We start from the raw sequence: 26,148 nt of genomic DNA, 5'->3' as shown, positions 1-26,148 counted from the left end.
CGGCCCGCCTCGCGTGAAAGGCCGTCAGCCCCGCACGGCCTACGGGGCTGACGAGGCCGGCGGACGTCAGACCACCCGCCGCGCCCCCGCCGAAGGCACCGCCTCGAACACCCGCGGTGTGCCGAAGGCCGCTGCCGCGAAGGCCTCCTCGATCGCCTTGGTGTGGGTGTCGACGTCGGTGGCCTCCGTCAGGACGATCGCCGAGCCGCCGAAGCCGCCGCCGGTCATGCGGGCGCCGAGGGCGCCGGACGCCAGCGCGGTGTCGACGACCAGGTCCAGCTCGGGGCAGGAGATGCGGAAGTCGTCGCGCAGGGAGGCATGACCCTCGGTGAGGACCGGGCCGATGGCGCGGGTGTCACCGGAGCGCAGCAGGGACACGGTCCGCTCCACCCGCTCGTCCTCCGTCACCACGTGCCGGACCAGGCGGACGATCTCCTCCTCGTCGCCGAGCCGGGCCAGCGCCGCGTCCAGCTCGGCGTACGGGATGTCCCGCAGGGCGTCGACGCCGAGCAGGGCCGCGCCCTTCTCGCAGCCGGCCCGGCGCTTGCCGTACTCGCCGCCGCTGTGCGCGTGCTTGACCTGGGTGTCGACCACCAGCAGGCGCAGTCCCTCGGCCGCGAGGTCGAAGGGGATCTGCTGCTGGGACAGATCACGCGTGTCCAGGAAGAGCGCGTGGCCCTGCTCGCAGCACGCGGACGCCGTCTGGTCCATGATGCCGGTCGGCGCGCCGACGTAGACGTTCTCGGCGCGCTGGCAGAGGCGGGCCAGTTTCCAGCCCGGAAGGCCGAGCCCGTAGAGGTCGTTGAGCGCGAGCGCGATCACCACCTCCAGGGCCGCCGACGAGGACAGCCCGGCGCCGGTCGGGACCGTCGAGGACAGGTGGACGTCCGCGCCGCCCACGCCGTGGCCCGCCTCGCGCAGGGCCCAGACCACGCCCGCCGGGTACGCCGTCCAGTTGTCGTCGGTTCCGGGCGCCAGGGCGTCCGGGCCCAGCTCCACCACGCCGCCGTCGACGTCCGCCGAGTGCAGGCGCAGGACGCCGTCGGTACGGCGGGAGACCGCCGCGACCGCCTGGTGCGGCAGCGCGAACGGCATCACGAAGCCGTCGTTGTAGTCGGTGTGCTCGCCGATCAGGTTGACCCGGCCCGGCGCCGCCCACACCCCCTCCGGCCCGGCGCCGTACAGCTCGGCGAAGCGCTCCGCGACCCGCTGTGCCCCCACTAGTGCTCCTTTGTGATGGTCTGCGCGAACTCCCAGGCGTCCGCGACGATGCCCGCGAGGTCCGCGCGGGTCGGGTTCCAGCCCAGCTTCTGACGGGCCGTGTCCGCCGAGGCGACCAGGACGGCCGGGTCGCCGCCGCGACGCGGGGCCACGATCTCGGGGATCGGATGGCCGGTGACCTGACGGACCGTCTCGATGACCTGGCGGACGGAGAAGCCCTCGCCGTTGCCGAGGTTGCAGATCAGGTGCTCGCCCGGCCGCGCGGCCGTCAGGGCCAGCAGGTGGGCCTCGGCCAGGTCCGCGACGTGGATGTAGTCGCGGACGCAGGTGCCGTCCGGGGTCGGGTAGTCGTCGCCGAAGACGGAGATCGCCTCGCGGCGGCCCTGGGCGACCTGGAGGACCAGCGGGATGAGGTGGGACTCGGGGTCGTGCCGCTCGCCGTACGCGCCGTACGCGCCCGCCACGTTGAAGTAGCGCAGGGAGACCGCCGCCAGGCCGTGGGCGTCCGCCTCGCTGGTGATCATGTGGTCCACGGCCAGCTTGGTGGCGCCGTAGGGGTTGGTCGGCTTCGTCGGGGCGGTCTCGACGATCGGGACCTGGTCCGGCTCGCCGTAGGTGGCCGCCGTGGAGGAGAAGACGAGCTTGCGCACGCCCGCCTCGCGCATCGCGCCGAGCAGGGCCATGGAGCCGGCGACGTTGTTGTCCCAGTACTTCTCCGGCTTCACCACCGACTCGCCGACCTGCGAGGCCGCGGCGAAGTGCAGCACGCCGGCGTAGGAGGGGTCGAGCCACTTGGCGGCGTCGCGGATGTCGCCCTCGATGAAGGTCGCGCCGGCCGGGACGCCCTCGCGGAAACCGGTGGAGAGGTCGTCGAGGACGGTGACCTCGTGGCCGGCCTCCAGCAGGTGCTGGGCCACGACACTGCCGACGTAACCCGCGCCACCCGTCACCAGGTACTTCATGAACTCGCTACCTCTCGCAGTCGCTCGGCCGCGCGCTCCGGCGGCACGTCGTTGATGAACACGCTCATGCCGGACTCGGAACCCGCGAGAAACTTCAGCTTGCCGGAAGTGCGGCGGATGGTGAAAAGCTCGAGGTGGAGCGCGAAGTCGTCCCGCGTGACACCGTCGAACTCCTCCAGCGCGCCGAACGGGGCCTGGTGCCAGGCCGCGATGTAGGGCGTCGGAGGTTCTCCCTCGCCGAAGATACGGTCGAAGCGCCTCAAGAGTTCCAGGTAGACCTGGGGGAATTCTGTGCGCGCCGCCTCGTCGAGGGCGAGCAGGTCGGGAACGCGGCGCTTGGGATACAGGTGGACCTCGTACGGCCAGTGGGCCGCGTACGGGACGAAGGCCGCCCAGTGTTCACCCTCAAGGACGATCCGCTGATCGGCGAGTTCCCGCGCGAGGACGGCGTCGAAGAGGTTCTCCCCGCCCGTGGCCTCCTTGTGGGCGGCGAGCGAGCGCAGCATCAGGGCGGTGCGGGGCGTGGTGAAGGGGTAGGCGTAGATCTGACCGTGCGGGTGGCCGAGGGTCACGCCGATCTCCTCGCCCCGGTTCTCGAAGCAGAAGACCTGCTCGACGGAGGGCAGATGCGACAGCTCCGACGTGCGGTCCGTCCACGCGTCCAGCACCAGGCGCGCCTGCTCCTCGGTGAGGCCGGCGAAGGAGGCGTCGTGGTCGGAGGTGAAGCAGACGACCTCGCAGCGGCCGGAGTCGCCGGCGAGGGAGGGGAACCGGTTCTCGAAGACGACGACGTCGTACGACGAGTCCGGGATCTCGCTGAGCCGCTCGCCCCGCGTCGGGCACAGCGGGCACTCGTCGGCCGGCGGATGGTACGTCCGGCCCTGCCGGTGGGAGGCGATGGCGACGGAGTCGCCGAGCAGCACGTCGCGGCGGATCTCGGACGTGGTGACCGTGCGCCCCAGCGGACGGCGGTCGACCGCCTCGCGCACGGTGTCGTCCCGCAGGTCGTAGTAGATGAGCTCACGACCGTCGGCCAGCCGTGTCGAGGTCTTCTTCAACGCCGGACTCCTCTACGTCCCGCACCCAATCACTCAACACAATCAAACATAACAGAACACCACCAGACAACACCTCGGTCGATCACAATCGAACAAAGAACACCACTCAAAGTGTTCAATTTCTGAACACGACGGCGTAGGTTCCGCTTGGATCAGTTCGCGCAACGAAGCGAGTTCTCATGCAAACCCCCACAAACAGCCCCCTCTATCTGGCGGCGGAGCTACGGCTCCCCACCAACTGGCTGGACTACACGATCCTGGCGATCTACTTCGTCGTCGTACTCGGCATCGGCTTCGCGGCCCGCCGCTCGGTGAAGACCAGCCTCGACTTCTTCCTCTCCGGACGCTCGCTGCCCGCCTGGATCACCGGCCTCGCCTTCATCTCGGCGAACCTGGCGGCCACCGAGATCCTGGGCATGGCCGCGAACAGCGCCCAGTACGGCGCCTACACCGTGCACTGGTACTGGATCGGCGCCATCCCGGCCATGGTCTTCCTGGGTCTGGTGATGATGCCCTTCTACTACGGCAGCAAGGTCCGCTCGGTCCCCGAGTTCCTGCTGCTGCGCTTCGACCGGGCCGCCCACCTGCTCAGTTCGATCCTGTTCGCGTTCGCCGCGATCCTGATCGCGGGCGTCAACCTCTACGCCCTCGCGATCGTCGTCGAGGCCCTGCTCGGCTGGCCGCAGTGGGTCGCCATCGTCGTCGCCGGCGCCTTCGTCCTCGCGTACATCACCCTCGGCGGCCTGTCCTCGGCGATCTACAACGAGGTCCTGCAGTTCTTCGTCATCCTGGCCGCCCTCATCCCGATCACCGTGCTCGGCCTGAAGAAGGTCGGCGGCTGGGGCGGGCTGACGGACAAGCTCACCGCCACCCACGGCCACAACTTCACCACCGCCTGGGGCGGCACCGGCATCGGCAGCGTCAACCCGCTCGGCGCCAACTGGCTGACCATCGTCCTCGGCCTCGGCTTCGTGCTGTCCTTCGGCTACTGGACGACCAACTTCGCCGAGGTGCAGCGCGCCCTGTCCGCGAAGAACCTCTCCGCCGGGCAGCGCACCCCGCTGATCGCCGCCTACCCGAAGGTCTTCATCGTCTTCCTGGTGATGATCCCGGGCCTGGTCGCCGCCGCGCTCGTGCCGAAGATCGGCACCTCCGGCTCGGGCCTGCAGTACAACGACGCCATCCCGTACCTGATGCAGGAACTGCTGCCCAACGGCGTGCTCGGCATCGCGGTCACCGGCCTGCTGGCGGCCTTCATGGCGGGCATGGCGGCCAACGTGTCGTCCTTCAACACGGTGTTCACCAACGACATCTGGGCCAAGTACGTGGTGCGCGGCCGCGAGGACGGCTACTACGTCCGCTTCGGCCGTCTGATCACCGCGATCGGCGTCCTGGCGTCGATCGGTACGGCGTTCCTCGCGTCCTCGTTCTCGAACATCATGAGCTACCTGCAGACGCTGTTCTCCTTCTTCAACGTGCCGATGTTCGTCGTGTTCATCGTCGGCATGTTCTGGAAGCGCGCGTCCGCCAGGTCGGGCTTCTGGGGTCTGCTCGCGGGCACCGTGACCGCGATGGTGAACTACTTCGTCCTCTACAAGAAGGGGATCATCTCCATCCCCTCCGACCAGGGCGCCAACTTCGTCTCCGCGATCGCGGGCTTCGTCGCCGGCGCGGTCGTGATGGTCGCGGTGTCCCTGTTCACCAAGCCCAAGCCGGTGCAGGAACTGCAGGGCCTGGTCTACGGCACCCGCTCCCCCGGCATGTCCGAGGCGCCCGCCCCCGGTGACGAGGCCTGGTACCGCAAGCCGGCCCTGCTGGGCTGGGGCGCGGTCGTACTTGCCGCCGCCTGCTACATCCCGTTCTCGTTCTGACGCGGGAGGATCGAGGAAACCATGAGCGACAACGCGCACTCCGACCGCCCCCACGAGGGTTTCCACTACAGCGAGGACGACGTCCAGCGCGAAGTCACCGAGCTGGAGGGCAAGTCCGCTACCGCGGCCCGCATCTTCGACCTGCGCCGCATCATCGGCGGCCTGTTCGTGGTCTACGGCGTCATCGTCACGATCACCGGCATCACCGACTCCCAGGCCGCCATCGACAAGGCCGAGGGGGTCAACATCAACCTGTGGACCGGGATCGGCATGCTCCTGCTGGGCATCTTCTTCCTGGCCTGGCTGAAGCTCCGGCCTGCGGCGCCTCGGCCGCTTCCTCCGGAGGGTTCGCCGGAGGAGTGACCGTCGGCCGGGGGCGGCTTTGCCGCGGGGGTACGGGCCGTCCCCGGGCCGCGGATCGGTCGCGCCCGCGCCCCTTCGGGGCGCTATTCCGGGCCGGCGTTCAGTGGCCCCGCCCGGTCCAGCAGCCCCGTCCGCGCGGCCAGCGCCGCCGCCTCCAGCCGGGAGCCCACCCCGAGCTTCATCAGCACCCGCTGCACATGCGTCCGCGCGGTGCTCGGCGCGATCCCCATCCCCGCCGCGATCAGCCGAGTGTCCTCACCGTCGGCCACCCGCACCAGGACCTCGACCTCCCGCGGCGTCAGCATCGACAGCAACCGCTGGGCCTCGTCGTCGGGCTGTGCGGCGGGGTTGAGCAGCTCCCCGAACGCCCCCTGGAGCAACTGCGGAGCAACCGCCGCCTCCCCGGCCCGCGCCTTCATGATCGCCCGCTCGACCCCCTCGATCCGCTCGTCGTGCCGGACGTACCCCGACGCCCCCGCGGCGAACGCCGCCGCGATGCCGCGCGGTGACGGCACCGGGCCCAGCACCAGCACCGCCACCTGCGGCCGCTCCCGCTTGATCTTCACCACCGGGTCGAACACGCCCGGTTCGGCCGGCGCCGCCGTACCCAGCAGGCACACCTCCGGCGCCCGCGCGATCACCAGGTCCGCCGCGCCCGCGGCCGGCGCCGCCGCGGCGAGCACCCGGTGACCGCGCAGCTTGAGCGCCGACGCCAACGCCTCCGCGAGCAGGCGATGGTCGTCGACGACCATGAGCCGCACTCCCATAGAGCAACCCCCCAGTCCCCCCCATGGATGCCCCACTATGGACGCCCACCGGTCCGCAAGGACAGAGGGCCCCCCGGCACCTCGTCCTTCATGTCCCCGGAAGCTACACGCTTGTTCGACGTCGCGCTGCCCCTCTTGATGAGAAGTGCCCCGGATCGATGAAATCCGGGGCACTTCTCGGTAAGTCACCCATTCGGGCGAGAGTCAGGACGGTGTCGGCGCGGCGGTCAGCCGTCCGTGCCGAACGCCAGGACCAGGTACTCCTTCAGGCCCCGCACGCTCTTCGTCTCGGTGAACTGCTTGGACATGTACAGCCGCCCGTGCCCGAACAGGAACTCGTCGGAGTCCGGCAGCATGCCGCCCTCCGCCTCCCGCGCGCTCCCCGTGGCCGGGTCCTCCAGCAGCCTGGTCATCGTGAAGCTGCCGCCGTCGATGCTGAGGACCTGGCCGCCCTTGTCGTACGGCGGCCGCTTGTAGACGAGCAGGTTGCCGCCGTCCATGCGCAGCGGGGAGAGCGTGGAGCCGTCGCCGGCCTCGGCGCGCCGGCCGGTCGGCCTGCCGGTGGCGAGGTCGAAGGCGACGATCTCGTTGGTGTCGCTCAGGCCCGAGGAGCCGTCGTCGTGTTCCTCGGTCGGCAGGTACAGCTTGCCGTTGCCGACGACGATCTGGTGGCAGTCCTCGATGCGGGTGGTCCCGTCGCAGCTGCCCCCGTAGGTCTTGCTCGGCGCGGAGATGTGGGCGAGCAGCCTGCCGGTCCTGTTGTCGATGGAGAAGTAGTCCGAGACGCCACTGCCGTCGTCGGCGCTCTCCCCGACATCGGCGGCCACCACCAGGGGGTCGGTGGAGACGACGGAGGCGTACTCGATACCGCCGTCCATCTTGTACTCGGAGATCACCTTCCCCGACTTGGGGTCGATGTTCTGGATGTGCAGCTGCCGGTTGTCGTACTCGCCGCACTTGCGCACCGCGACCAGCTTGGCGCCGCCGCCGTACCCCGCGTCGTAGCAGGTGTCGCCCTCCTTCGGCTGCCAGAGCACCTTGCCGGAGTCGAGGTCGAACGCGGCGCCGCCGTTGGAGCTGCCGACCGCGACGGTGCGTTGAGCGATCGTCAGGTTCTCGAAACTCACCGGGAAGTCACCGGACTTGACCGAGCTCGTCCACAGCCGCTTTCCCGAGTCGAGGTCGATCGCGGCGATCTGGGTGCAGCCCGGGGTGGAGTCGCTCGGGGACGCCTTCGCCCGGAAGGCGATCGCCGTCCGGTCGTCCGAGGTGACGTGGCCGGTGGCCGCGCAGACCGAGCCCGGCAGCTTGAGCGTCCACACCCGGGTGCCCCTGGCCGCGTCGTAGCCGATGATCTCGGCGTCGCCGGTCTTGGCGTACACCGTGTCGGTCAGCCAGGAACCCTCGGTGGAGACCAGCTGCTTCGTCGTGGGCATCGGGACCGAGAAGAGGAGCTTGCCCGAGGGGTCGGCCGGCACCTTCTCCTTGCCGCCGCCCGTGTTCCCGGTGCCACCGCTGCCGCCCTTGCCGCCGCTGGAGGAGGCGGTGTCGTGATTCTTCCCGTCGCCCCCGGAGGAGTTGGCGTACCAGATGCCGCCGACGACGATCAGCGCGATGGCGACGACCGCCGCGGCCACGATGTACAGCACGGTGTGGTTCCGCCCGCCGCCGTTGTGTCCCGGCTGCGGCGGCATCGGCACGGTGGGCGGCTGCGCCGGATAGCAGTAACCCGGCTGCCCGGGCTGCGCGTACGGGTTCTGCGGCGCGCCGCCGTAGGGGGCGGCGGCCGGGGGCTGCCGGCCGTACGGGGGCTGCTGCGCGCCGGGGTAGCCGTAACCGGGCTGTGGCGGCAGAGGAGCCGGTGCGGCCTGCGGGTAGCCGTAGCCGGGCTGCGGCTGTGGAGGCTGTTGCGGCTGCGGAGGCTGCTGTTGCGGGCTCGGCGGGCCGAAACCGCCGTGCCGCGGGGGCTGGTTGGGGGGCGGAGGGGGCGGCTGGGTCATGGGGCGGGTACCTCGGTGAGGCTCGAAAGGCCGGACTGCGACGGGAGATCGGGAGAAAGGAGGAGGAAGCCGGGACGGCGGCTCAGTTGCCGAAGGCCATGATCAGCTTCTCCTTCGACTGGTCGCTGCCGGACAGCCGGCCGGCGGAGATGAAGAACCGCCCGTCGGCCCAGTCCACGACACCGTCGTAGAAACTGTCCTCGATCCCGGCCGTGCCCTGCGGGTTCCGCAGCAGCTCGGTGGCCTCGTGGGCGGAGCCGGTGACCGGGATCGACACCACCTGGCCGCCCGCGTCGTACGACGGCTGCACATACGCGACGAGCTTGCCGCCGTCGACCTTCATCGGGTACATCGGCTCGTCGGCCGGGGACTTGGCCCGCCAGCGCGCCTTGCCGTCGGCCAGGCTGATGGCCACGATCTGGTTGGCGGTGCTCGTGGTGTCCGTCGGCAGGTACAGCGTGGCGGCGTCCACGGCGACGCCCTGGCAGCCCTGCAGGTCGCGTTGGAGGGTCGCCCAGCCGCAGCGGGGGGCGAACTTCTCGTCGACCTTGACCTCGGAGCGGAACCTGCCGTCCTTGGTGAACGTCGAGATGTTCCAGGCCTTCTTGTCCTGGTTGGTCAGATAGACCACCAGCGGGTCGACGGAGTACGTCCGGGTGACCTGCCAGCCCTTCTTGACCGTCTGTGTCCAGCGCACCTTGCCCGTGGCCGGGTCCAGCTCCTGGATCTCGTCGTGCGCGTTGCTGCCGCCCGCGCCGCAGGAGGACACCTGGACCAGCCGGCCGGTGCCGCCCGCGTACGCCGCCGGGAAACAGGCCGCGCCGTACTTCTCCTTGTCGTACAGCTTCTTCCCGCTGTCGATGTCGTACGCCGTGCCCGACTCCGAACGGCCCACCATCAGCGTCTTTCCGCTCACGGTCAGCTCGACGGTGAGCGCGCTGTCGAACAGCCCGCCGTCGGCGACCTCGGCGCTCCAGCCCTTCCGGCCGGTGTTCAGGTCGACCTGCTGCAGCTGGTTGCACTTGGCGTTGTCGCCGACGCCGCTCATGTACGCCACAACGACCTTGTCGTCGGCCGACTTCTGCGGGGTGACCGCACAGATCCTCTGCGCGAAGGAGATCGGGCCCCACACGGGCCTGCCGTCGCCGACTCCGTAGGCGAAGACCTGCTTGTACGCCGCCTTCACCGCCGCCTTGCCGGTGACCCACATGCCGGGCGCGTCGGCGCCCGAACCCGGGGCGTCCGGCGCCGACTTGTACCAGAGCACCTTCGCCTCACCGGGCCGCCGGCCCTCGTTGAGGTTCTCCGGGTCGTCGCCGCCCGGCGAGCCCGACGGGCTCGGCGCGCCGGTGACAGGGTGCCCGGGGTCGCCGCTCTGCCGGGCGACCGGCCTCTTCTCGCCGTCGTCGCCGCTCGTGACCGCGTACACGGTGCCGCCGATGACGAGCAGCGCCGCCACCGCGGCGCCGATGATCAGCGCGGTCTTCGCCCTGGGCCCACCGCCCGGCACGGTACCGGGCGCCCCGGGGTACGGCGGCTGCTGCGGGTACCCGAAACCGGGCTGGGGCGCCGCCCCGTAGGGCGCCGGCTGCTGCGGATAGCCGTAGGGGCCGGGCGTGACGGGGGCGCCGTACGGGCCCGGCTGCTGGGGGTAGCCGTAGCCGGGCTGGGGCGGCTGCGGCGGGGCGGCGGGCGGCTGGGCCGGCGGCGCTCCGAAACCGCCCTGCGGCGGCTGATCGGGCGGCTGGGTCATCAGCGTTCTTCCCCCTCGTTCACTGATTTTTAGCCACGCCCTGAGGTTCTCGACGGACCCTGGGTCGTTACTCAGACAGTTCTCAGACGGCCCTTTCTATCACCCGGTACCGACAGCCCACGGGCTCCCATCCGCCGCTGTTCCCAAGGGACGACCGGCCCGTGATGACGCCGTTACGCGCCTTCACGCTCCCTTCACGCAGCGCACGCAACAGCGCCGCGCGCGGCTTGATTTCAGCCGCGCGCGGCGAGCACCCACACGCCACGAGTCCGCTACGCGTCCTCCGCCAACTCCAGCCAGCGCATCTCCAGTTCCTCGCGCTCGCCGGCGAGGCCGCGCAACTGGGCGTCCAGTTCCGCGACCTTCGCGAAGTCGGTGGCGTTCTCGGCGATCTGGGCGTGCAGCTTGGTCTCCTTCTCGGAGATCTTGTCCAACTGCCGCTCGACCTTCTGGAGTTCCTTCTTGGCGGCGCGCTGGTCGGCGGCGCTCTTCTCCGTGGTGTCGGGCTTGGGCGCCGTGGCGGCGGCCTGCGCGGCGACCGCCTCCTCCATGCGCCGGCGCCGCTCCAGGTACTCGTCGATGCCGCGCGGCAGCATCCGCAGGGTGCCGTCACCGAGGAGGGCGAAGACCCGGTCCGTCGTGCGCTCGACGAAGAACCGGTCGTGGGAGATGACGATCATCGAGCCGGGCCAGCCGTCGAGGACGTCCTCGAGCTGGGTGAGGGTCTCGATGTCGAGGTCGTTGGTGGGCTCGTCCAGGAAGAGGACGTTGGGCTCGTCCATGAGGAGCCGCAGCAGCTGCAGCCGCCGCCGCTCACCACCGGACAGGTCGCCGACCGGCGTCCACTGCTTCTCCTTGTTGAAGCCGAACGTCTCGCACAGCTGCCCGGCGGTCATCTCGCGTCCCTTGCCCAGGTCCACGCGCTCACGGACCCGCTGCACGGCCTCCAGCACCCGCCAGGTCGGGTCGAGTTCGACGACCTCCTGGGAGAGGTAGGCGAGCTTCACGGTCCTGCCGACGGCGATACGGCCACCGGCCGGCTGTTCCTCGCCCTCGGTGCGAGCGGCCGAGGCCATGGCCCGCAGCAGCGAGGTCTTCCCGGCGCCGTTCACACCGACGAGAGCGATCCGGTCGCCGGGCCCGAGCTGCCAGGTGACGTGCTTGAGCAGCACCTTCGGGCCGGCCTGCACGGTGACGTCCTCGAGGTCGAAGACCGTCTTGCCCAGCCGCGAGGAGGCGAACTTCATCAGCTCGCTGCTGTCCCGGGGCGGCGGCACGTCCGCGATCAGCTCGTTGGCGGCCTCGACCCGGAAGCGCGGCTTGGACGTACGGGCGGGGGCGCCGCGCCGCAGCCAGGCCAGCTCCTTGCGGATCAGGTTCTGCCGCTTGGCCTCCTCGGTGGCGGCGATCCGCTCACGCTCGGCGCGCGCGAAGACGTAGTCGGAGTAGCCGCCCTCGTACTCGTACACGTCACCGCGCTGCACGTCCCACATGCGCGTGCACACCTGGTCCAGGAACCAGCGGTCGTGGGTCACGCACACCAGCGCCGAGCGGCGGTTCTGCAGATGCCGGGCGAGCCAGGCGATGCCCTCGACGTCGAGGTGGTTGGTGGGCTCGTCGAGGACGATCATGTCCTGCTCCTCGATGAGCAGCTTGGCCAGCGCGATGCGGCGCCGCTCGCCACCGGAGAGGGGCCCGATGACGGTGTCGAGCCCCTTGGGGAAGCCCGGCAGGTCGAGCCCGCCGAACAGTCCGGTCAGCACGTCCCTGACCTTGGCGTTGCCGGCCCACTCGTGGTCGGCCATGTCACCGATCACCTCGTGCCGGACGGTCGCGGCGGGGTCCAGGGAGTCGTGCTGCGTGAGCACGCCGAGCCGCAGCCCACCTGAGTGCGTGACGCGTCCGGTGTCCGCCTCCTCCAGCTTCGCGAGCATGCGGACGAGGGTGGTCTTGCCGTCGCCGTTGCGTCCGACGACCCCGATCCGGTCCCCTTCCGACACGCCGAGCGAGACGCCGTCCAGCAGGGCACGGGTGCCGTACACCTTGCTGACGTTCTCGACATTGACCAGGTTGACGGCCATTTCACTCCTGCCCCGGGGGATGGATCGACCATCCAGGGTAGTCGGCCGTCAGCCGTCGTCCCCCTGGTCCTGCTGACGCCGCTGGTAGTACCAGACCTCCAGCAGTGGCAACGTGTCGGTGGTCATGCCGGGATCCAGGGGGCCGATGCGGTGTTCGGCCTCCACGCAGCGCGGGTCGTCACGGTGGGCCAGCGCCGCGACCGCGTACGCGCGCGTGCGCTGCCGCTCGTCGTGGGTGAGCTCCTGCAGCACGTCCCCGATCTCCGGCTCGGAGCCCTGGTGGTGCGACAACCAGAAACAGGTGCGGTCGCGTACGTCGGGGTCCGGGTCGCCTGCCAGGGTGAGCACGGCGGGCAGGCCCTCCGAATGCAGCGCGCCCTCGTCGCCGTCCAGCGGGTCGGGGACCCAGCTGCGGATCCGGGGATCGGGGTGCGCGACGTACGACAGGCCGATGGCGTCCGCCTCGGGGCCGCCGACCCACGTCAGCCCGTTGAGCAGGACGTCGAGCACGTCCGTGTGCCGCTCCCGTGCGGCCCGGGGGACGAAGTCGCGGGCCCGGTCCCGGAGGACGGGCTCGCGGCGCTGGCCGTCCGCGATGACCGTGCTCAGCAGCACGTCCGCGGCGAAGAGCCGGTTCAGCGGATCGGGGTCGCGGCCGAGCCGGGCGGCCTCGGCCCAGGTCTCGTCGTCCAGCCGTCCGCCCGGCGCCAGCACCGATTCCGTCCACACCGTGTGGTCGCGGTCCGGGCGGGTCAGGGCGCGCGCGTGGAGTTCGGCGAAGGGCGTGCGCAGCCGGAGCTTCGTCTCCAGGCTCGTGAGGATCGCAAGGCACCCGTCGTACAGCGTGTGCCGGCCGAGCGTGAGCCTCTCGCACCAGCAGCCGGTGTCGTCCTCCGGCCTGGTGCGCTCGACCGGGCCCGGCAGGCCGGTCCTGTGCCGCAGTTCGGCCTCCGGATCGATCCGCGCCCAGTGGCGGGCCCGGTCCAGCAGTTCCTCGCGGGCCGGGCCGGGGCCGGCGTACCGCCTCGGGGAACACGGCCCACATCAGCCGCACCGAGCCGCTCTCCACCGCCCGCAGCAGCGGGGTGGTGCCGTGGTGCGGTCGGGCAGCCGCCGCAGCGGGTCGGCGCCCGACTGCACCAGGGCCTCGGCGACCGGCTCGTCGTACGCGGCGATCGCCCGGCACAGCACGGGCAGGCCTGTGCTCGCGTCGGGTGTGTCCGGATCGCCCCCGGCCAGGCTCCAGCAGCTCCCGGACCTGCTCGACGTCCCCGCGCCGTACGGCTGCGAGGAGCGCTCGCCCCTCCCCCGTGTGTCCGCCCCCTCCGGCCGTCGGCCGCTCACCTGCGGAACCGGCCGGGCGAGCTTAGAGAGACCCCTTCGGCCGGGGCGGCCGAATCACCGCCTGGTGGGGCCGTCGGTCACCGTGGCGCCCGGCGCGGGCGCGGTCGCGGTGCGTACCGTGCGGCAGGTGCCGGAGGACCGTAGGGCGTCGGCGATCTTCGTGGCCGACGCGGGGTCACGGGCGAGGAAGGCGGTCGTGGGCCCCGATCCGGACACGAGAGCGGCGAGGGCGCCCGCGTCCCGGCCCGCGTCGAGGGTGCCGGCCAGCTCCGGGAACAGGGACAGCGCGGCGGGCTGGAGGTCGTTCGACACAGCCGCGGCAAGCGCCTCGACGTCCCCCTTCGCCAGCGCCTCCAGCAGCTCCGCCGAAGCCACCGGCTCGGGAATCAGCCGCCCCCGCGCAAGCCGGTCGAACTCGCCGAAGACCGCCGGGGTGGAAAGACCCCGCTCGGCCATCGCGAAGACCCAGTGGAAGGTGCCGCCGACCTCGAGCGCGGTCAGCCGCTCGCCGCGCCCGATGCCGAGGGCGGCGCCTCCGACCAGGCTGAACGGCACATCGCTGCCCAGCTCGGCGCAGATCGCGAGGAGTTCGGCCCGCGACGCCGCCGTACCCCACAGCGTGTTGCAGGCGAGCAACGCGCCCGCGCCGTCCGCGCTGCCGCCCGCCATGCCGCCGGCGACGGGGATGTCCTTGGCGATGTGGATGTGGACGTTCGGCTCGATGCCCCGGCGCCCGGCGAGCGCGATCGCGGCACGCGCGGCGAGGTTGGTGGTGTCCAGCGGGACCTGGTCGGCGTCCGGGCCCGCACAGGTGATCCGGAGGTCGTCCGCGGGGGTCACCGTCACCTCGTCGTACAGGCCGACGGCGAGGAAGACGTTGGCGAGGTCGTGGAACCCGTCGGGGCGGGCGGCGCCGACCGCGAGCTGGACGTTGACCTTGGCCGGTACCCGGACCGTGACGCTCACGTGCCGCTCTCCTCGTGCTCGGTGGTCCCCGCGTCCTTGTGCTCGGCGATCCGGGCGAACTCCTCCACCGTCAGCGACTCGCCGCGCGCCTGCGGCGAGACCGCGGCCGCGACCAGCGCCGCCTCGGCGGCCGCCGCCGACCCCGCCCAGCCGGCGAGCGCGGCCCGCAGGGTCTTGCGGCGCTGCGCGAACGCCGCGTCGATCACCGCGAAGACCTCCTGCTTGGAGGCGGTGGTCTTGACCGGCTCGGCCCGCCGCACCAGCGACACCAGCCCGCTGTCGACGTTCGGCGCGGGCCAGAAGACGTTGCGGCCGATGGCCCCGGCCCGCTTGACCTCGGCGTACCAGTTGGCCTTCACGGACGGCACGCCGTACACCTTGTTGCCGGGCGTGGCGGCCAGCCGGTCGGCGACCTCCGACTGCACCATGACGAGGGTGCGCTCGATGCTGGGGAAGGTGTCGAGCATGTGCAGCAGCACGGGGACGGCGACGTTGTAGGGGAGGTTCGCCACCAGCGCCGTCGGCGGGGGGCCGGGCAGTTCTGCCACGTGCATCGCGTCGGAGTGGACCAGCGCGAACCGGCCGGCGCGCGCCGGCATGCGCGCCCCGACGGTGGCGGGGAGGGCGGCGGCGAGCACGTCGTCGATCTCGACGGCGGTGACCCGGTCGGCGACCTCCAGCAGGGCGAGCGTGAGGGAGCCGAGCCCCGGGCCGACCTCGACGACCACGTCGTCGGGGCGGACCTCGGCGGTGCGGACGATACGGCGGACCGTGTTGGCGTCGATCACGAAGTTCTGGCCGCGCTGCTTGGTGGGACGGACACCGAGCGCTGCCGCGAGCTCACGGATGTCGGCGGGGCCGAGGAGGGCGTCGGGGCTGGGGCTGCTCACGGGACAAGGGTACGGGGATGTACGGGGCCGCCGGTGCCAGGTGCCCGCGCGGGGCGCCGCCGGCGACGAGCGCCCCGTAGGGAGCGCGGGGAACCTCGCGACCTGCCACGACGCACCCGCGGCCGGCAAGCGGCCCGCAGCCCACGGCGGATCCCCGCAGCCGCCACCGCCCCGTCAGCCGTGCAGCCGCGTCCCGCAATGGGGCCAGGGCGTCGCCCCCCGCCGCATGTACAGCTTCTTCGCGCGGAAGGTCTGTTCCTCCGCGGGGGCGTCCTGGGGGCGTCCGCTGCCGCCGAGGCTGTGCCAGGTGCGGGTGTCGAACTGGTAGAGCCCGCCGAACGTTCCGGAAGGGTCGACCGCGTGCGGGCGGCCGCCGGACTCGCAGGCGGCGAGGCCGCTCCAGTTCAGGCCGTCGGCGCCGTCCACGGAGGTCGGCAGCGCCTTGGTGCCCACCTTCACGATCTGTTTGCGCGGCTTGCGCACCACCTCGGAGGTCTCCCGGCGCGGCTTCTCCTGGACCCCGTTCACGGTCCGCAGCAGGTAGGTGTCGCGCCGCAGCCCGGGCCGCCCGGCCTGGGTGACGACCTCGGTGCCCTTGAAGAGGGTGGGGTCCTGGGTGCGCTCGACCGCGAACGGGATCTCCTCCTCGCGGATCTCCCGGGTGCCGCTGATCCGCAGCACGGTCACCGTCTGCCCGTCGCGCGGGAAACTGTCGAGCGGGACGGAGGTCGTGTCCTGGCCCCGCAGGCCGATCCCGGCCTCCTCGACGGCCTCGCGGACGGTGGCCGCGTTGGTGCGGATGGTCCGGGTCCGGCCGTCCGCCATGATCGTGACGGCGCGTTCGGTGCGCACGTCGAGGGCGAGCCCGGCGCGTCCGATGCTCTTGGAGCGCGAGGTGGACAGGTACGCGCCCTCCGCGCGCACCCCCAGCTCGTCCAGCGCCCCTTCCACCGTGTGCGCCGTCGTCCACACCTCGCGCCGCTGGCCGTCGAGGGTGAGCCGGACGGGGCGCCCGTAGCGCACGGCGACCGCGTCTCCGCTGGCGAGCGCCGCTCCGGGGGCGGGCGCGATCATGTCGTGCGCCCCGACGTGCACGCCCTCTTCGGCGAGCAGCTCGCGCACGTCGTCGGCGAAGGTGTGCAGGGTGCGGTGCTTGCCGTCGACGCTCAGCTCGACGGCCTTGTCCTTGGCGACGAACGCGGTGGTGCCGCCGGCGAGGAAGGCCACGACCAGCGCCTGCGGCAGCAGGCGGCGTACAGCGGAATCCGGGCGTTCGGCGGCGCGCGCCTTGCGCCGGCGCGCGGCCCGCCCGCCCGTTCCGGCGAGCACCTCGGCCTCGCCCGTCCCTTCCGGGGCCGGCGCGCCGCCCTCGTGCGGGGCCGCGCCCCTGCCCGGCACGCTCCCGCGACGCCGCGTTCGCCGCGCCTCGGATGCGCCACCGGCCTGCGGCGCGCTCCCGCCCTGCCGGGGCAGCACCGGCTCGCTGACGAAGTACGCCTCCGCCTCGTAGGCGGGGCGGTAGGTGTCCTTGGACAGCCCGTACGCCAGGGTCTCCGCGGTGTGCACGGAGGCGTCGGGCCGACCGTACGGCTCGTACGGCTGGACGGGCTCGTACGGCGGGTACGGCTCGTAGGCCTCGAACGCCTCGTACTGCGACTTGCTCACGCCGACACGCTCCAGAGATGCCAGAGGGGGGTCCGGATCGGGCCCCCAGAACCTAGCGGAGCGTCCGTCACTCTCCAAAGCGACGCGACTACGTACTGTTGCCCGTCGAGCGTGCGCTCAACGCTCGAACGGACGGCTCAGTAGCCGAAGGCACGGGCGGTGTTGGCGGCGAGGGCCGTCGCCAGCGCGTCCTCGTCGATGCCGCGCACGGCGGCCATCGCACGGACCGTGACCGGGACGAGGTACGGGGCGTTGGGCCGGCCGCGGTACGGCGCCGGGGTGAGGAAGGGCGCGTCGGTCTCCACCAGGACCAGCTCCAGCGGGGCGACGGCGAGGGCGTCCCGCAGGTTCTGGGCGTTCTTGAAGGTGACGTTGCCGGCGAAGGACATGAAGTAGCCCTCGCGGGCGCAGATCTCCGCCATCTCGGCGTCGCCGGAGTAGCAGTGGAAGACGGTGCGCTCGGGGGCGCCCTCCTCCTTCAGGACGCGCAGGACGTCGGCGTGGGCGTCGCGGTCGTGGATGACGAGGGCCTTGCCGTGCCGCTTGGCGATCTCGATGTGGGCGCGGAAGGACCGCTCCTGGGCGGCCTTGCCCTCCGGGCCGGTGCGGAAGTGGTCCAGCCCCGTCTCGCCGACGCCCTTCACCTGGGGCAGTCCGGCCAGCCGGTCGATCTCGGCCAGCGCCTCGTCCAGCGCCGCGTCCCCGCCCGGCTCCCGGGCACCCTGCCGCGACCAGCCGTCGGGGTCGCCGTGGACGATGCGCGGGGCCTCGTTGGGGTGGAGGGCGACGGCGGCGTGGACGCTGTCGAACGCGGCCGCGGTCTCGGCGGCCCACTGCGAGCCCTTGATGTCGCACCCGACCTGGACGACCGTCGTCACCCCCACCGACGCGGCCTTGGCGAGGCCTTCCGCGACCGTGCCGGACTGCATGTCGAGGTGGGTGTGCGAGTCGGCGACCGGGACCCGCAGCGGCGCCGGAAGCGGCGGTGCGGCGTTCTTGTCGCCCTTGGAGGTCTGGCCGGCGTTCGAAGGCATGCCCCGATCCTACGAAAGGGGCACGCCCTCGGCGGCCGGTGATCCGCTCACCCGGCCTTGCGCTGGAAGGCGTGGAGGAGATCGGACAGGTGCCAGTGGTGCGGCTCCCCGGGCGCCGTGGGCACCTGCGGCGCCTCGACCGGGCCCGCCTGCGGCACGCTGTGGTGGCGCTCTCCGGCGCCGCGCACCGACGAGACCTGTCCCGCGCGCATGATCCGTACGACGTGGCCGTCGCAGTTGTGGCAGCTGGGCCGGCTCAGCGGCGACGGCACGACCCGGCCGTCGGCCACGTAGAGCACGAATTCCTGCCCGTCGGCGTCCGTGTGGTGCTCTATCTCGTACGACTGCTCCCAGCCGTGCCCGCACCTCATGCAGGCGAACGAATACGACTCGTGAACGACGGCTGTGGGGGTGCCACGGAGGCCGGTCTGCCCTGCGATCTCGCTCATGCCAGCTCCTCTTGTCCGCTGGACAGGCGCCCCTCGACGGGGCGCCTCTTCGACCAGTGGACGCCTTCACCAGCGCGAATGCATCCGGGCTGTCGAGTGTTGGAGGCGATTTGAGTCTTCCTTGCCGAAAAGGCCCCGGTCGGCCCCGTTTCGCTTTGCCATCGGCGACAGCCCTTTGCCGTCCCATGGGCCGCCCGCTCACCCGAGAACGCCCCTGCTCAGAGGGCCTATCAGCACAGGCCGGGGGCGGCGCCCGGGCAGGAGCGCGGCGACCTGCGCGACCTGGCGCGACGGACCCGCCGCCCGCCACGAGCCCCAGGCCCGACGGCGCTACGCGCGCAAACGCCTCTCACTCACCGACACGCTTCGCCGCGACCACGGCGTCGAAGACGACCCGCTTCGGCACCCCTGCCTCCACCGCAACCGCGGCAATGGCCTCCTTGCGCCGCTCCCCCGCCTCCTCCCGTACCCGCACCCGGCGCACGAGTTCCTCCGCGTCCAGCTCCTCGGGCCCCCTCTCCGGCGCCCCCTCGACCACCACGGTGATCTCCCCGCGTACCCCCTCCGCGGCCCACCGCGCCAGCTCGGCCAGCGGACCGCGCCGGACCTCCTCGTACGTCTTGGTCAGCTCCCGGCAGACGGCGGCCCGCCGGTCCGCGCCGAAGACCTCGGCCATGGCGGCGAGGGTGTCGTCGAGCCGGTGCGGGGCCTCGAAGTACACGAGGGTGCGGCGCTCGTCCGCGACCTCCCGCAGCCGGGACAGCCGCTCGCCCGCCTTGCGCGGCAGGAAGCCCTCGAAGCAGAACCGGTCCACGGGCAGCCCGGACAGGGCGAGCGCGGTGAGCACGGCGGACGGACCGGGCAGCGCGGTGACCCGGATGTCCTTCTCGACGGCGGCCGCCACCAGCCGGTAGCCCGGGTCGGAGACCGACGGCATCCCGGCGTCGGTCACCAGCAGCACGCGGGCGCCGCCGAGCAGCTCCTCGACCAGCTCCGGCGTCCGGGCGGACTCGTTGCCCTCGAAGTACGACACCACGCGGCCCTTGGGTGTGACGCCGAGGGCCTGGGTGAGCCGGCGCAGGCGCCGGGTGTCCTCGGCGGCGACGACGTCGGCGCCGGCGAGCTCCACGGCCAGCCGGGGCGGCGCGTCCGCGATGTCACCGATGGGGGTACCTGCGAGGACAAGGGTTCCAGTCACGCCCTCCATCCTCGCAGCAACCACTGACAGCCCCGCCGGCGAACAGGTCCGACGGTCCCGGGCGGTACGGACCGGTCCAGGGCGGTACCGGCCGGTCCGGGGCGGTCGCGGCCGGTCCGGGGCGGTCGCGGCCGGTCCGGGGCGGTCGCGGCCGGTCCGGGCGGTTCCGCGAGGCCCGGGAGAACCACCGCATCCCGACCGGTACCGCACATGCGCGGGACTCGCACAGAACGGTTCCCTACGATGGCGCGGTGACCAGTACCGCGTCCTCCATGGACCTCCGGCAGGGCCAGACGCCGCACGACCGGCGGCCTTCGTGGCAGCAGCGGCTGCGCCGATTCGGATACGTACCGGCCAAGGACGCGCCCTCGGGCGACGTACGCGACCGGCTGGTGCCCCCGTACGCCGAGCCGGGCCCCCGGCTGTGGCAGGCGTTCGGCGTGTCGCCCGTCCTCGCCGACCGGATCACCCGCTGGTCGGGCTGGGGCGGTCCGGTGCTGGTGACGCTGGTGGCGGGCCTGATGCGGTTCTGGAACCTGGGCAGCCCGCGCGCGGTGATATTCGACGAGACGTACTACGCCAAGGACGCCTGGGCGCTCGTCCACCGCGGTTTCGAGGTCAACTGGGACAAGAACGCCAACGACCTGGTGCTGCAGACCCACGGCCACCTCGCGATCCCGACGGACGCGGCCTACGTCGTGCACCCGCCCGTCGGCAAGTACGTCATCGGACTCGGCGAGCTGATGTTCGGGTTCGACCCCTTCGGCTGGCGGTTCATGACGGCCCTGCTCGGGACGCTGAGCGTGCTGCTGCTGTGCCGGATCGGGCGCCGGATCTTCCGCTCGACGTTCCTCGGCTGCCTGGCGGGCGCGCTGATGACGGTGGACGGCCTGCAGTTCGTGATGAGCCGGACCTCGCTGCTCGACGGCGTGCTGATGTTCTTCGTGGTGGCCGCGTTCGGCTGTCTGGTCATCGACCGCGACCGCTCCCGGGCGAGACTGGCCGCGGCCCTGCCGGTGGACGCCGACGGCCGGGCCCGCCCGGACGAACGGCTCGCCGACACCTTCCGGTTCGGCCTGCGCCCCTGGCGCTGGGCGGCGGGGCTGATGCTGGGCCTGGCCATCGGCACCAAGTGGAACGGCCTGTACATCCTGGCCGCGTTCTGTGTGATGGCGGTGCTGTGGGACGTCGGCGCCCGCAAGGTCGCCGGTGCCCGTCACCCGTATGCCGCGGCGCTCAAGTACGACACCGGCATCGCCTTCCTGGCGACGGTCCCGGTGGCGATCGCCGTCTACCTGCTCTCCTGGATCGGCTGGATCCTCTCGCCGACCGACGGCACCGGCGGCTACTTCCGCAACTGGGCGGCCACCGACGGCAAGGGCGGCAGCTGGACCTTCCTGCCCGACTGGCTGCGCAGCCTGTGGCACTACGAGCACGAGGTGTACGAGTTCCACGTCGGCCTGACCTCCCCGCACACCTACCAGTCCAACCCGTGGAGCTGGATCGTGCTGGGCCGCCCGGTCTCGTACTTCTACGAGTCCCCGAACCCCGGCGCCGACGGCTGTCCGGCGAACGCCGGCCAGAAGTGCGCCCGTGAGGTGCTGGCGATCGGCACTCCGCTGCTGTGGTGGGCGGCCTGCTTCGCGATCCTGTACGTCCTGTGGCGCTGGGCGTTCCGCCGCGACTGGCGCGCCGGTGCCGTCGCGTGCGGGATCGCGGCCGGTTATCTGCCCTGGTTCATGTACCAGGAGCGGACGATCTTCCTGTTCTACGCGGTCGTCTTCCTGCCGTTCCTCTGCCTGGCGGTGGCCATGATGATCGGCGCGATCATCGGCCCGCCGGGTTCCTCCGACACCCGCCGGGTGATCGGCGCCTCGGCGGCGGGCGTACTGGTGCTGCTCATCGCCTGGAACTTCATCTACTTCTGGCCCCTGTACACGGGCACGGCGATCCCGATCGACTCGTGGCGGTCGCGGATGTGGCTGGACACCTGGGTGTGATCCGCCCTTTGGCGAGTGGACGCCGTGCGGATTGTCGCAACCGTGCTACGGATCCGCCGCCGACATCACCCGCCAAGGTGGGGACCTTAAGGTGAGTGCCGTCGTTGGGGAGTGTGCGGGCTGCGGGGACCCTCGGGAAGGCACGGAGGAACTGAGGCTGTGGGCAAGAGAAGGCGCGTCGCCGAGCGACGGAGGACGACCCGACCGACCGTGCTCGGCGGGTTGATCGCCGTGGCCGCCTGCGGCATCGGGTTGGGTGTCTACGCGCTGACCGACGGCGGGGCGGCGGCCGACGAGCCCGCGTCCGCCACGGCCGGCCAGAAGGCCGTGAAGACCGGCCCGCTCAGCGCCGCCGAGATCCGCACGGCCTCCACCCGCTTCCTCACCGCGTGGCAGCAGGGCCGGCTCACCGAGGCCGCCGCCGCCACGGACCACGCCTCCGCCGCCGCCGCACTGCTCGCCGGCTATGCCAAGGACGCCCACCTGAAGGACGTCACGCTCACCGCCGGCACGCCCACGGGCGCCAAGGTGCCGTTCTCCGTCAAGGCGACCGTGTCGTACCACAATCTCAGCAAGCCGCTGGCGTACGGCAGTTCGCTCACCGTGGTGCGCCGGGCGAGCGACGGCAAGCCACTGGTCGACTGGCACTCCTCCGTCGTCCACCCGGACCTCAAGGACGGTGACACGCTCGTCACCGGCGAGTCCGGCACCCCGCCGATCAGGGCACTGGACCGGAACGGCGGCGAGCTGACGGCGGCCAAGTACCCGTCCCTGGGCACGGTGCTGGACGGGCTGCGGGAGAAGTACGGCAAGACGGCCGGCGGCAAGGCCGGAATCGAGCTGCGCGTGGTGCGCGGCAAGGCCTCGCAGCAGGCCAAGCTGTCCGACAAGACGCTGGTGGAGCTGAGCAAGGGCACGCCGGGCACGGTGAAGACGACGCTGAGCCCGACCTTCCAGGCGGCCGCCGAGCAGCAGGTCGGCAAGCAGTCGAAGGCGTCCGTGGTCGTCGTGCGGCCCTCGACCGGCGAGATCCTCGCGGTCGCCAACAGCGAGCACGGCTTCAACGTCGCCTTCCAGGGCTCTCTCGCCCCCGGTTCCACGATGAAGATCGTGACGTCGACCATGCTGTTCGAGAAGAAGCTCATCACCCCGGACGCGTCGCACCCCTGCCCCAAGACGTACAAGCTGGCCGGCTGGACGTTCCACAACGACGGCAACTCCGAGATCAAGAAGGGCACGTTCAAGCAGAGCTTCGGAGCCTCCTGCAACAACGCCTTCATCGACTTCGCGCCCAAGCTGTCCGACGGCGACCTCACCAAGGAGGCCCAGCAGGTCTACGGCCTCGGCATGGACAACTGGGCCATCGGCGTCCCCTCGTTCGACGGCTCGGTCCCGGTGCAGAGCGGCGCGCAGATGGGCGCCTCGCTGATCGGCCAGGGCGGGGTGCGCATGGACCCGCTGAACATGGCGTCGGTGTCGGCCACGGTGGAGTCGGGCGTCTTCCACCAGCCGTATCTGGTGTCGCCCTCGGTGGACAACCGCACGCTGGCGAAGGCCGCGCGCACCATGGCGTCGACGACGCAGTCCCAGCTGAAGGACGTCATGCGGTTCACGGCGGACTACGGCACGGCCGCCAAGGCGATGGCGGGCATGAGCGGGGACTACGGCGCCAAGACGGGCTCCGCCGAGGTCGACGGGCAGAAGAAGCCGAACGGCTGGTTCACCGCCTACAAGGGCGACCTCGCCGCCGCGGGCGTGGTGCAGGCGGGCGGCCACGGCGGCGACACGGCCGGTCCGATCGTGGCGGCTCTGCTCAGGATGGGCGGCTGATCAGGTCCGTACCGGCTCCGCCGTGTACGTCCGGCGCAGAAATCTCACCAGCGCCTTCGACTCGAACTGGACCACCTCGACACCGTTGTCGGAGTGGAACTCGACGACGGCCTGCACGCGGCCGCACGGCCACACGCGTACCGCGCCGCTCTCGGCCGGTGCCCGCAGTCCTCGTTCCAGCAGCGCGCGGGAGAAGGTCCACTCGTGCGGGCCCGGCAGGTCGATCCGGACCGACCGCGGATCGGAGTCGGGGTCGTACCGCAGCATCACCGGTACGGCTCCCGGGTCCTCCTCGTCCGTGACGATATGGGCGCGCGCGTACTGCTCGACCACAGACATCGGACCGCCCTTTCACTCTGAGTGACCTCTGCGGAAGCTGTGCATCCACTTCTTCTCTAATGTCCCATATTTTCCTTTTTGCGCCTTTTGGGGGCGAGCTCGCCCTTGCGGGCGGGCCACCCAATGGCCCTCGCGGTGAGCCTGCGCGGGGCCCGCCGTGAGCTCGACGAGCGGACGGCTCCCCTGGCCGGGCTGGTGGCGGCGTTCATCTTCGCCGCACAGATGCTCAACTTCCCCGTCGCGGCCGGAACAAGCGGCCATCTGCTGGGCGGAGCGCTCGCCGCGATCCTGGTCGGCCCCTGCACGGGCGTGCTGTGCGTGTCCGTGGTGCTGCTCATGCAGGGCGTGCTGTTCGCGGACGGCGGGCTCACCGCGCTCGGCGTGGACGTCACCGACATGGCGGTCACCACGACGGTCGTGTCGTACGCCGTCTTCCGCGCCCTGCTCGCCGTCCTGCCCCGCAAGCGGCGGTCGGCGACCGTCGCCTCCTTCGTCGCGGCACTGGTGTCCGTACCGGCCGCCGCGGTCGTCTTCACCCTGCTCTACGCGATCGGCGGCACGACCGACGTCTCCCCCGGCAAGGTCGCGACCGCGATGATCGGCGTCCACGTCCTCGTCGGCATCGGCGAGGCCGTCATCACCGCGCTCACGGTGAGCGCGGTGATCGCCGTACGCCCGGATCTCGTGCACGGCGCGCGAGGCCTGCGGCAGCGGCTCACGTTGCGCGTGAACAGCGTGCTGGTGGACGCTCCGGCGCCCGTGGCAGCGCGCACCTCCCGGCGCGCGCTGTGGGTGACGGGTCTGGTCACGTCGCTGCTGCTCGCCGGTTTCGTGAGCTTCTACGCCTCCTCGAACCCCGACGGTCTGGAGAAGGTCGCGCACGACAAGGGGCTCGACGCGAAGGAGCGGGAGCACGCCGCCGCCGACTCCCCGCTCGCCGACTACGGCGTCAAGAGCGTCTCCGACGCCCGGCTGTCCGGCGGCCTCGCGGGCGTGATCGGCGTCGGGGTCACGGTCGTGGCGGGCAGCGCGGTGTTCTGGGCGGTGCGCCGGCGGCGCGGCTCGGACGCCTCGCCCGTGAACACGGGTCCGTGACGTGGGCGCCGGACACGCCCAGCGGCTCGGGGAGCGGGTCGCCCTGCTCGGCCCGAACGGCGCCGGCAAGACCACGCTGGTGCTGCACCTCAACGGCATCCTGGGCGGCGGTGCCGGCGCGGTGACGGTGGCCGGACTGCCCGTCGGCGAGCAGCACATGGCCGCGATGCGGCAGAAGGTCGGCATCGTCTTCCAGGATCCGGACGACCAGTTGTTCATGCCGACCGTGCGCGAGGACGTGGCGTTCGGCCCGGCCGCCGCCGGGATCAAGGGGGCCGCGCTGGAGGAGCGGGTGCACGCCGCCCCCGAGCGGGTCGGCATGGGGGACTTCGCCGACCGCCCGCCGCACCATCTGTCCTTCGGGCAGCGCCGGCGCGTGGCCGTGGCCACCGTGCTCGCGATGGAGCCGGAGATCCTCGTCCTGGACGAGCCGTCCTCCAACCTCGACCCGGCCTCCCGCCGCGAACTCGCCGGCATCCTGCGCTCCCTGGACGTGACCGTCCTCATGGTCACCCACGACCTCCCGTACGCCCTGGAGCTGTGCCCGCGCTCCCTCGTCCTCAGCGACGGCGTGATCGCGGCCGACGGCCCGACCGGCGAGCTGCTCTCCGACGAGGACCTGATGCGGGCGCACCGGCTGGAGCTGCCGTTCGGCTTCGACCCGAAGTCCGTGACAATGGGCGCGTGACGAACGAGGACCGCGCCGCCGAGGGGTCGCTGCTGCTGGACGACCAGCTGTGCTTCGCGCTGTACGCCGCACAGCGCGCCGTGACCGCCGCATACCGCCCGCTTCTGGACGACCTCGGGATCACCTACCCGCAGTACCTCGTGCTGCTGGTGCTGTGGGAGCGCGGCGAGACCAGTGTGAAGGAGCTGGCGCGGGCCCTCCGGCTGGACTACGGCACCGTCTCCCCCCTGCTGAAGCGGCTGGAGGGAGCGGGCCTGGTCCGCAGGGAGCGCGCGGCCGGCGACGAGCGCTCGGTGCTCGTCGCGTGCACGGGGCGCGGCGAGGAACTCAGGGAGCGCGCCGCGCGCGTACCCGGCGCCCTGCTCACCACGACGGGCCTCGGTGCGCAGGAGGTCGCGCGGCTGCGCGAGGCGTTGTGGCACCTCACCGAGCGCGCCGACGCGGCGGCCGACCGGCGCTGATCCCGCACCGAGCCTGCGGTGTTCACCTGCTGAGCTCGCGTTACCCGCAGTTGCCACCCCCGGGTGCCGCCTGCTGACCTACCGGACAGTACCTTGTGCACGATGTACTTGTG

General features: G+C 71.8%; 23 protein-coding genes. 7 read left to right on the top strand and 16 right to left on the bottom strand.

Annotated elements, in window-relative coordinates; genetic code table 11:
* Window positions 1–66 precede the first annotated feature (66 nt).
* The 3 genes from galK to galT are packed head-to-tail and all read right to left on the bottom strand — an operon-like array spanning window position 67 to window position 3,241.
* The gene (gene galK, locus AB0L59_RS25270; protein WP_365587648.1) at window positions 67–1,221 is read right to left on the bottom strand and encodes a galactokinase; all 1,155 of its coding nucleotides are present in this window, start codon (window positions 1,219–1,221) and stop codon (window positions 67–69) included.
* On the bottom strand, window positions 1,221–2,183 hold the full coding sequence (gene galE, locus AB0L59_RS25265) for a UDP-glucose 4-epimerase GalE (protein WP_365587646.1): 963 nt from the start codon (window positions 2,181–2,183) through the stop codon (window positions 1,221–1,223). The genes galK and galE overlap by 1 nt, the downstream gene beginning before the upstream one ends.
* Window positions 2,180–3,241 carry a galactose-1-phosphate uridylyltransferase gene (gene galT / locus AB0L59_RS25260; RefSeq protein WP_365587644.1) on the bottom strand — a complete coding sequence of 354 codons (1,062 nt, stop codon included), beginning with the start codon at window positions 3,239–3,241 and terminating at the stop codon, window positions 2,180–2,182. The genes galE and galT overlap by 4 nt, the downstream gene beginning before the upstream one ends.
* A gap of 179 nt (window positions 3,242–3,420) precedes the next feature.
* On the opposite strand from galT, the gene AB0L59_RS25255 reads away from it, so the two are divergent.
* Entirely contained in the window at window positions 3,421–5,112 is a 1,692-nt protein-coding gene (locus AB0L59_RS25255; RefSeq protein ID WP_365587641.1) for a sodium:solute symporter family protein, read from the top strand.
* A gap of 21 nt (window positions 5,113–5,133) precedes the next feature.
* Window positions 5,134–5,475, top strand: coding sequence for a hypothetical protein (locus tag AB0L59_RS25250; RefSeq protein WP_365587639.1), 342 nt, complete (start codon window positions 5,134–5,136; stop codon window positions 5,473–5,475).
* A gap of 83 nt (window positions 5,476–5,558) precedes the next feature.
* On the opposite strand, the gene AB0L59_RS25245 is transcribed toward AB0L59_RS25250, so the two are convergent.
* From AB0L59_RS25245 to rsmI, 12 genes are all read right to left on the bottom strand, one after another.
* The gene (locus AB0L59_RS25245; protein WP_365587636.1) at window positions 5,559–6,242 is read right to left on the bottom strand and encodes a response regulator transcription factor; all 684 of its coding nucleotides are present in this window, start codon (window positions 6,240–6,242) and stop codon (window positions 5,559–5,561) included.
* A gap of 227 nt (window positions 6,243–6,469) precedes the next feature.
* Window positions 6,470–8,242 (bottom strand): PQQ-binding-like beta-propeller repeat protein, encoded by a 1,773-nt coding sequence (locus tag AB0L59_RS25240; protein ID WP_365587633.1) that lies wholly within the window; start codon window positions 8,240–8,242, stop codon window positions 6,470–6,472.
* Window positions 8,243–8,324: 82 nt separating this feature from the next.
* Entirely contained in the window at window positions 8,325–9,995 is a 1,671-nt protein-coding gene (locus AB0L59_RS25235; RefSeq protein WP_365587631.1) for a PQQ-binding-like beta-propeller repeat protein, read from the bottom strand.
* Between the two features lie 272 nt (window positions 9,996–10,267).
* Complete coding sequence (locus AB0L59_RS25230) at window positions 10,268–12,076, bottom strand: ABC-F family ATP-binding cassette domain-containing protein (protein WP_365587628.1); 1,809 nt, start codon at window positions 12,074–12,076, stop codon at window positions 10,268–10,270.
* Between the two features lie 48 nt (window positions 12,077–12,124).
* Window positions 12,125–12,805 (bottom strand): hypothetical protein, encoded by a 681-nt coding sequence (locus AB0L59_RS25225; RefSeq protein WP_365587625.1) that lies wholly within the window; start codon window positions 12,803–12,805, stop codon window positions 12,125–12,127.
* A gap of 315 nt (window positions 12,806–13,120) precedes the next feature.
* The gene (locus AB0L59_RS25220; protein ID WP_365587622.1) at window positions 13,121–13,420 is read right to left on the bottom strand and encodes a hypothetical protein; all 300 of its coding nucleotides are present in this window, start codon (window positions 13,418–13,420) and stop codon (window positions 13,121–13,123) included.
* A 54-nt stretch (window positions 13,421–13,474) separates the two neighbouring features.
* Window positions 13,475–14,386, bottom strand: a complete 912-nt coding sequence (locus AB0L59_RS25215) for a 4-(cytidine 5'-diphospho)-2-C-methyl-D-erythritol kinase (protein WP_365587619.1) — start codon at window positions 14,384–14,386, stop codon at window positions 13,475–13,477.
* Window positions 14,383–15,276 carry a 16S rRNA (adenine(1518)-N(6)/adenine(1519)-N(6))-dimethyltransferase RsmA gene (gene rsmA / locus AB0L59_RS25210; protein WP_365587616.1) on the bottom strand — a complete coding sequence of 298 codons (894 nt, stop codon included), beginning with the start codon at window positions 15,274–15,276 and terminating at the stop codon, window positions 14,383–14,385. The genes AB0L59_RS25215 and rsmA overlap by 4 nt, the downstream gene beginning before the upstream one ends.
* Window positions 15,277–15,450: 174 nt before the next feature.
* The gene (locus AB0L59_RS25205) at window positions 15,451–16,941 is read right to left on the bottom strand and encodes a ubiquitin-like domain-containing protein (RefSeq protein ID WP_365587614.1); all 1,491 of its coding nucleotides are present in this window, start codon (window positions 16,939–16,941) and stop codon (window positions 15,451–15,453) included.
* Between the two features lie 137 nt (window positions 16,942–17,078).
* Window positions 17,079–17,975, bottom strand: coding sequence for a TatD family hydrolase (locus AB0L59_RS25200; RefSeq protein WP_365587611.1), 897 nt, complete (start codon window positions 17,973–17,975; stop codon window positions 17,079–17,081).
* 47 nt (window positions 17,976–18,022) lie between these two features.
* Entirely contained in the window at window positions 18,023–18,424 is a 402-nt protein-coding gene (locus tag AB0L59_RS25195) for a hypothetical protein (RefSeq protein WP_365587608.1), read from the bottom strand.
* A gap of 349 nt (window positions 18,425–18,773) precedes the next feature.
* Window positions 18,774–19,622: a 16S rRNA (cytidine(1402)-2'-O)-methyltransferase gene (rsmI, locus tag AB0L59_RS25190; protein WP_365587605.1), complete on the bottom strand. Its 849-nt coding sequence runs from the start codon at window positions 19,620–19,622 to the stop codon at window positions 18,774–18,776.
* 251 nt (window positions 19,623–19,873) lie between these two features.
* Here rsmI and AB0L59_RS25185 point away from each other — a divergent pair, with 251 nt between their 5' ends.
* Together AB0L59_RS25185 and AB0L59_RS25180 are read left to right on the top strand one after the other, a co-directional pair.
* Window positions 19,874–21,622 (top strand): phospholipid carrier-dependent glycosyltransferase, encoded by a 1,749-nt coding sequence (locus AB0L59_RS25185; protein WP_365587602.1) that lies wholly within the window; start codon window positions 19,874–19,876, stop codon window positions 21,620–21,622.
* Between the two features lie 159 nt (window positions 21,623–21,781).
* Entirely contained in the window at window positions 21,782–23,452 is a 1,671-nt protein-coding gene (locus AB0L59_RS25180) for a penicillin-binding transpeptidase domain-containing protein (RefSeq protein WP_365587600.1), read from the top strand.
* Here AB0L59_RS25180 and AB0L59_RS25175 read toward each other — a convergent pair whose 3' ends face one another.
* Window positions 23,453–23,791: an SsgA family sporulation/cell division regulator gene (locus tag AB0L59_RS25175; protein ID WP_365587599.1), complete on the bottom strand. Its 339-nt coding sequence runs from the start codon at window positions 23,789–23,791 to the stop codon at window positions 23,453–23,455.
* A gap of 123 nt (window positions 23,792–23,914) precedes the next feature.
* Between AB0L59_RS25175 and AB0L59_RS25170 the strand changes: the two genes are divergently transcribed.
* From AB0L59_RS25170 to AB0L59_RS25160, 3 genes are read left to right on the top strand one after another with little or no spacing between them, the layout of a single operon-like run.
* Window positions 23,915–24,886, top strand: coding sequence for an energy-coupling factor ABC transporter permease (locus AB0L59_RS25170; RefSeq protein WP_365587597.1), 972 nt, complete (start codon window positions 23,915–23,917; stop codon window positions 24,884–24,886).
* A gap of 1 nt (window position 24,887) precedes the next feature.
* Entirely contained in the window at window positions 24,888–25,574 is a 687-nt protein-coding gene (locus tag AB0L59_RS25165) for an ABC transporter ATP-binding protein (RefSeq protein ID WP_365587595.1), read from the top strand.
* Window positions 25,571–26,035, top strand: a complete 465-nt coding sequence (locus AB0L59_RS25160) for a MarR family transcriptional regulator (RefSeq protein WP_365587593.1) — start codon at window positions 25,571–25,573, stop codon at window positions 26,033–26,035. The genes AB0L59_RS25165 and AB0L59_RS25160 overlap by 4 nt, the downstream gene beginning before the upstream one ends.
* The last annotated feature ends 113 nt before the right edge of the window (window positions 26,036–26,148 follow it).

Origin of the sequence: Streptomyces sp. NPDC052109 (genome assembly GCF_040680195.1) — a bacterium.
GTDB lineage: Bacteria > Actinomycetota > Actinomycetes > Streptomycetales > Streptomycetaceae > Streptomyces.
The sequence above is the reverse complement of the archived record's forward strand: the minus strand, read 5'-3'. Positions and strand labels throughout refer to the sequence as shown.

Excerpts from the sequence above, each read along its gene's own strand:
- galE (WP_365587646.1), bottom strand. The coding sequence starts at position 2,183 with ATGAAGTACCTGGTGACGGGTGGCGCGGGTTACGTCGGCAGTGTCGTG.
- AB0L59_RS25175 (WP_365587599.1), bottom strand. The coding sequence starts at position 23,791 with ATGTCTGTGGTCGAGCAGTACGCGCGCGCCCATATCGTCACGGACGAG.
- AB0L59_RS25255 (WP_365587641.1), top strand. The coding sequence starts at position 3,421 with ATGCAAACCCCCACAAACAGCCCCCTCTATCTGGCGGCGGAGCTACGG.
- AB0L59_RS25170 (WP_365587597.1), top strand. The coding sequence starts at position 23,915 with ATGGCCCTCGCGGTGAGCCTGCGCGGGGCCCGCCGTGAGCTCGACGAG.
- AB0L59_RS25200 (WP_365587611.1), bottom strand. The coding sequence starts at position 17,975 with ATGCCTTCGAACGCCGGCCAGACCTCCAAGGGCGACAAGAACGCCGCA.
- AB0L59_RS25230 (WP_365587628.1), bottom strand. The coding sequence starts at position 12,076 with ATGGCCGTCAACCTGGTCAATGTCGAGAACGTCAGCAAGGTGTACGGC.
- AB0L59_RS25245 (WP_365587636.1), bottom strand. The coding sequence starts at position 6,242 with ATGGGAGTGCGGCTCATGGTCGTCGACGACCATCGCCTGCTCGCGGAG.
- AB0L59_RS25235 (WP_365587631.1), bottom strand. The coding sequence starts at position 9,995 with ATGACCCAGCCGCCCGATCAGCCGCCGCAGGGCGGTTTCGGAGCGCCG.
- AB0L59_RS25195 (WP_365587608.1), bottom strand. The coding sequence starts at position 18,424 with ATGAGCGAGATCGCAGGGCAGACCGGCCTCCGTGGCACCCCCACAGCC.
- AB0L59_RS25250 (WP_365587639.1), top strand. The coding sequence starts at position 5,134 with ATGAGCGACAACGCGCACTCCGACCGCCCCCACGAGGGTTTCCACTAC.
- AB0L59_RS25240 (WP_365587633.1), bottom strand. The coding sequence starts at position 8,242 with ATGACCCAGCCGCCCCCTCCGCCCCCCAACCAGCCCCCGCGGCACGGC.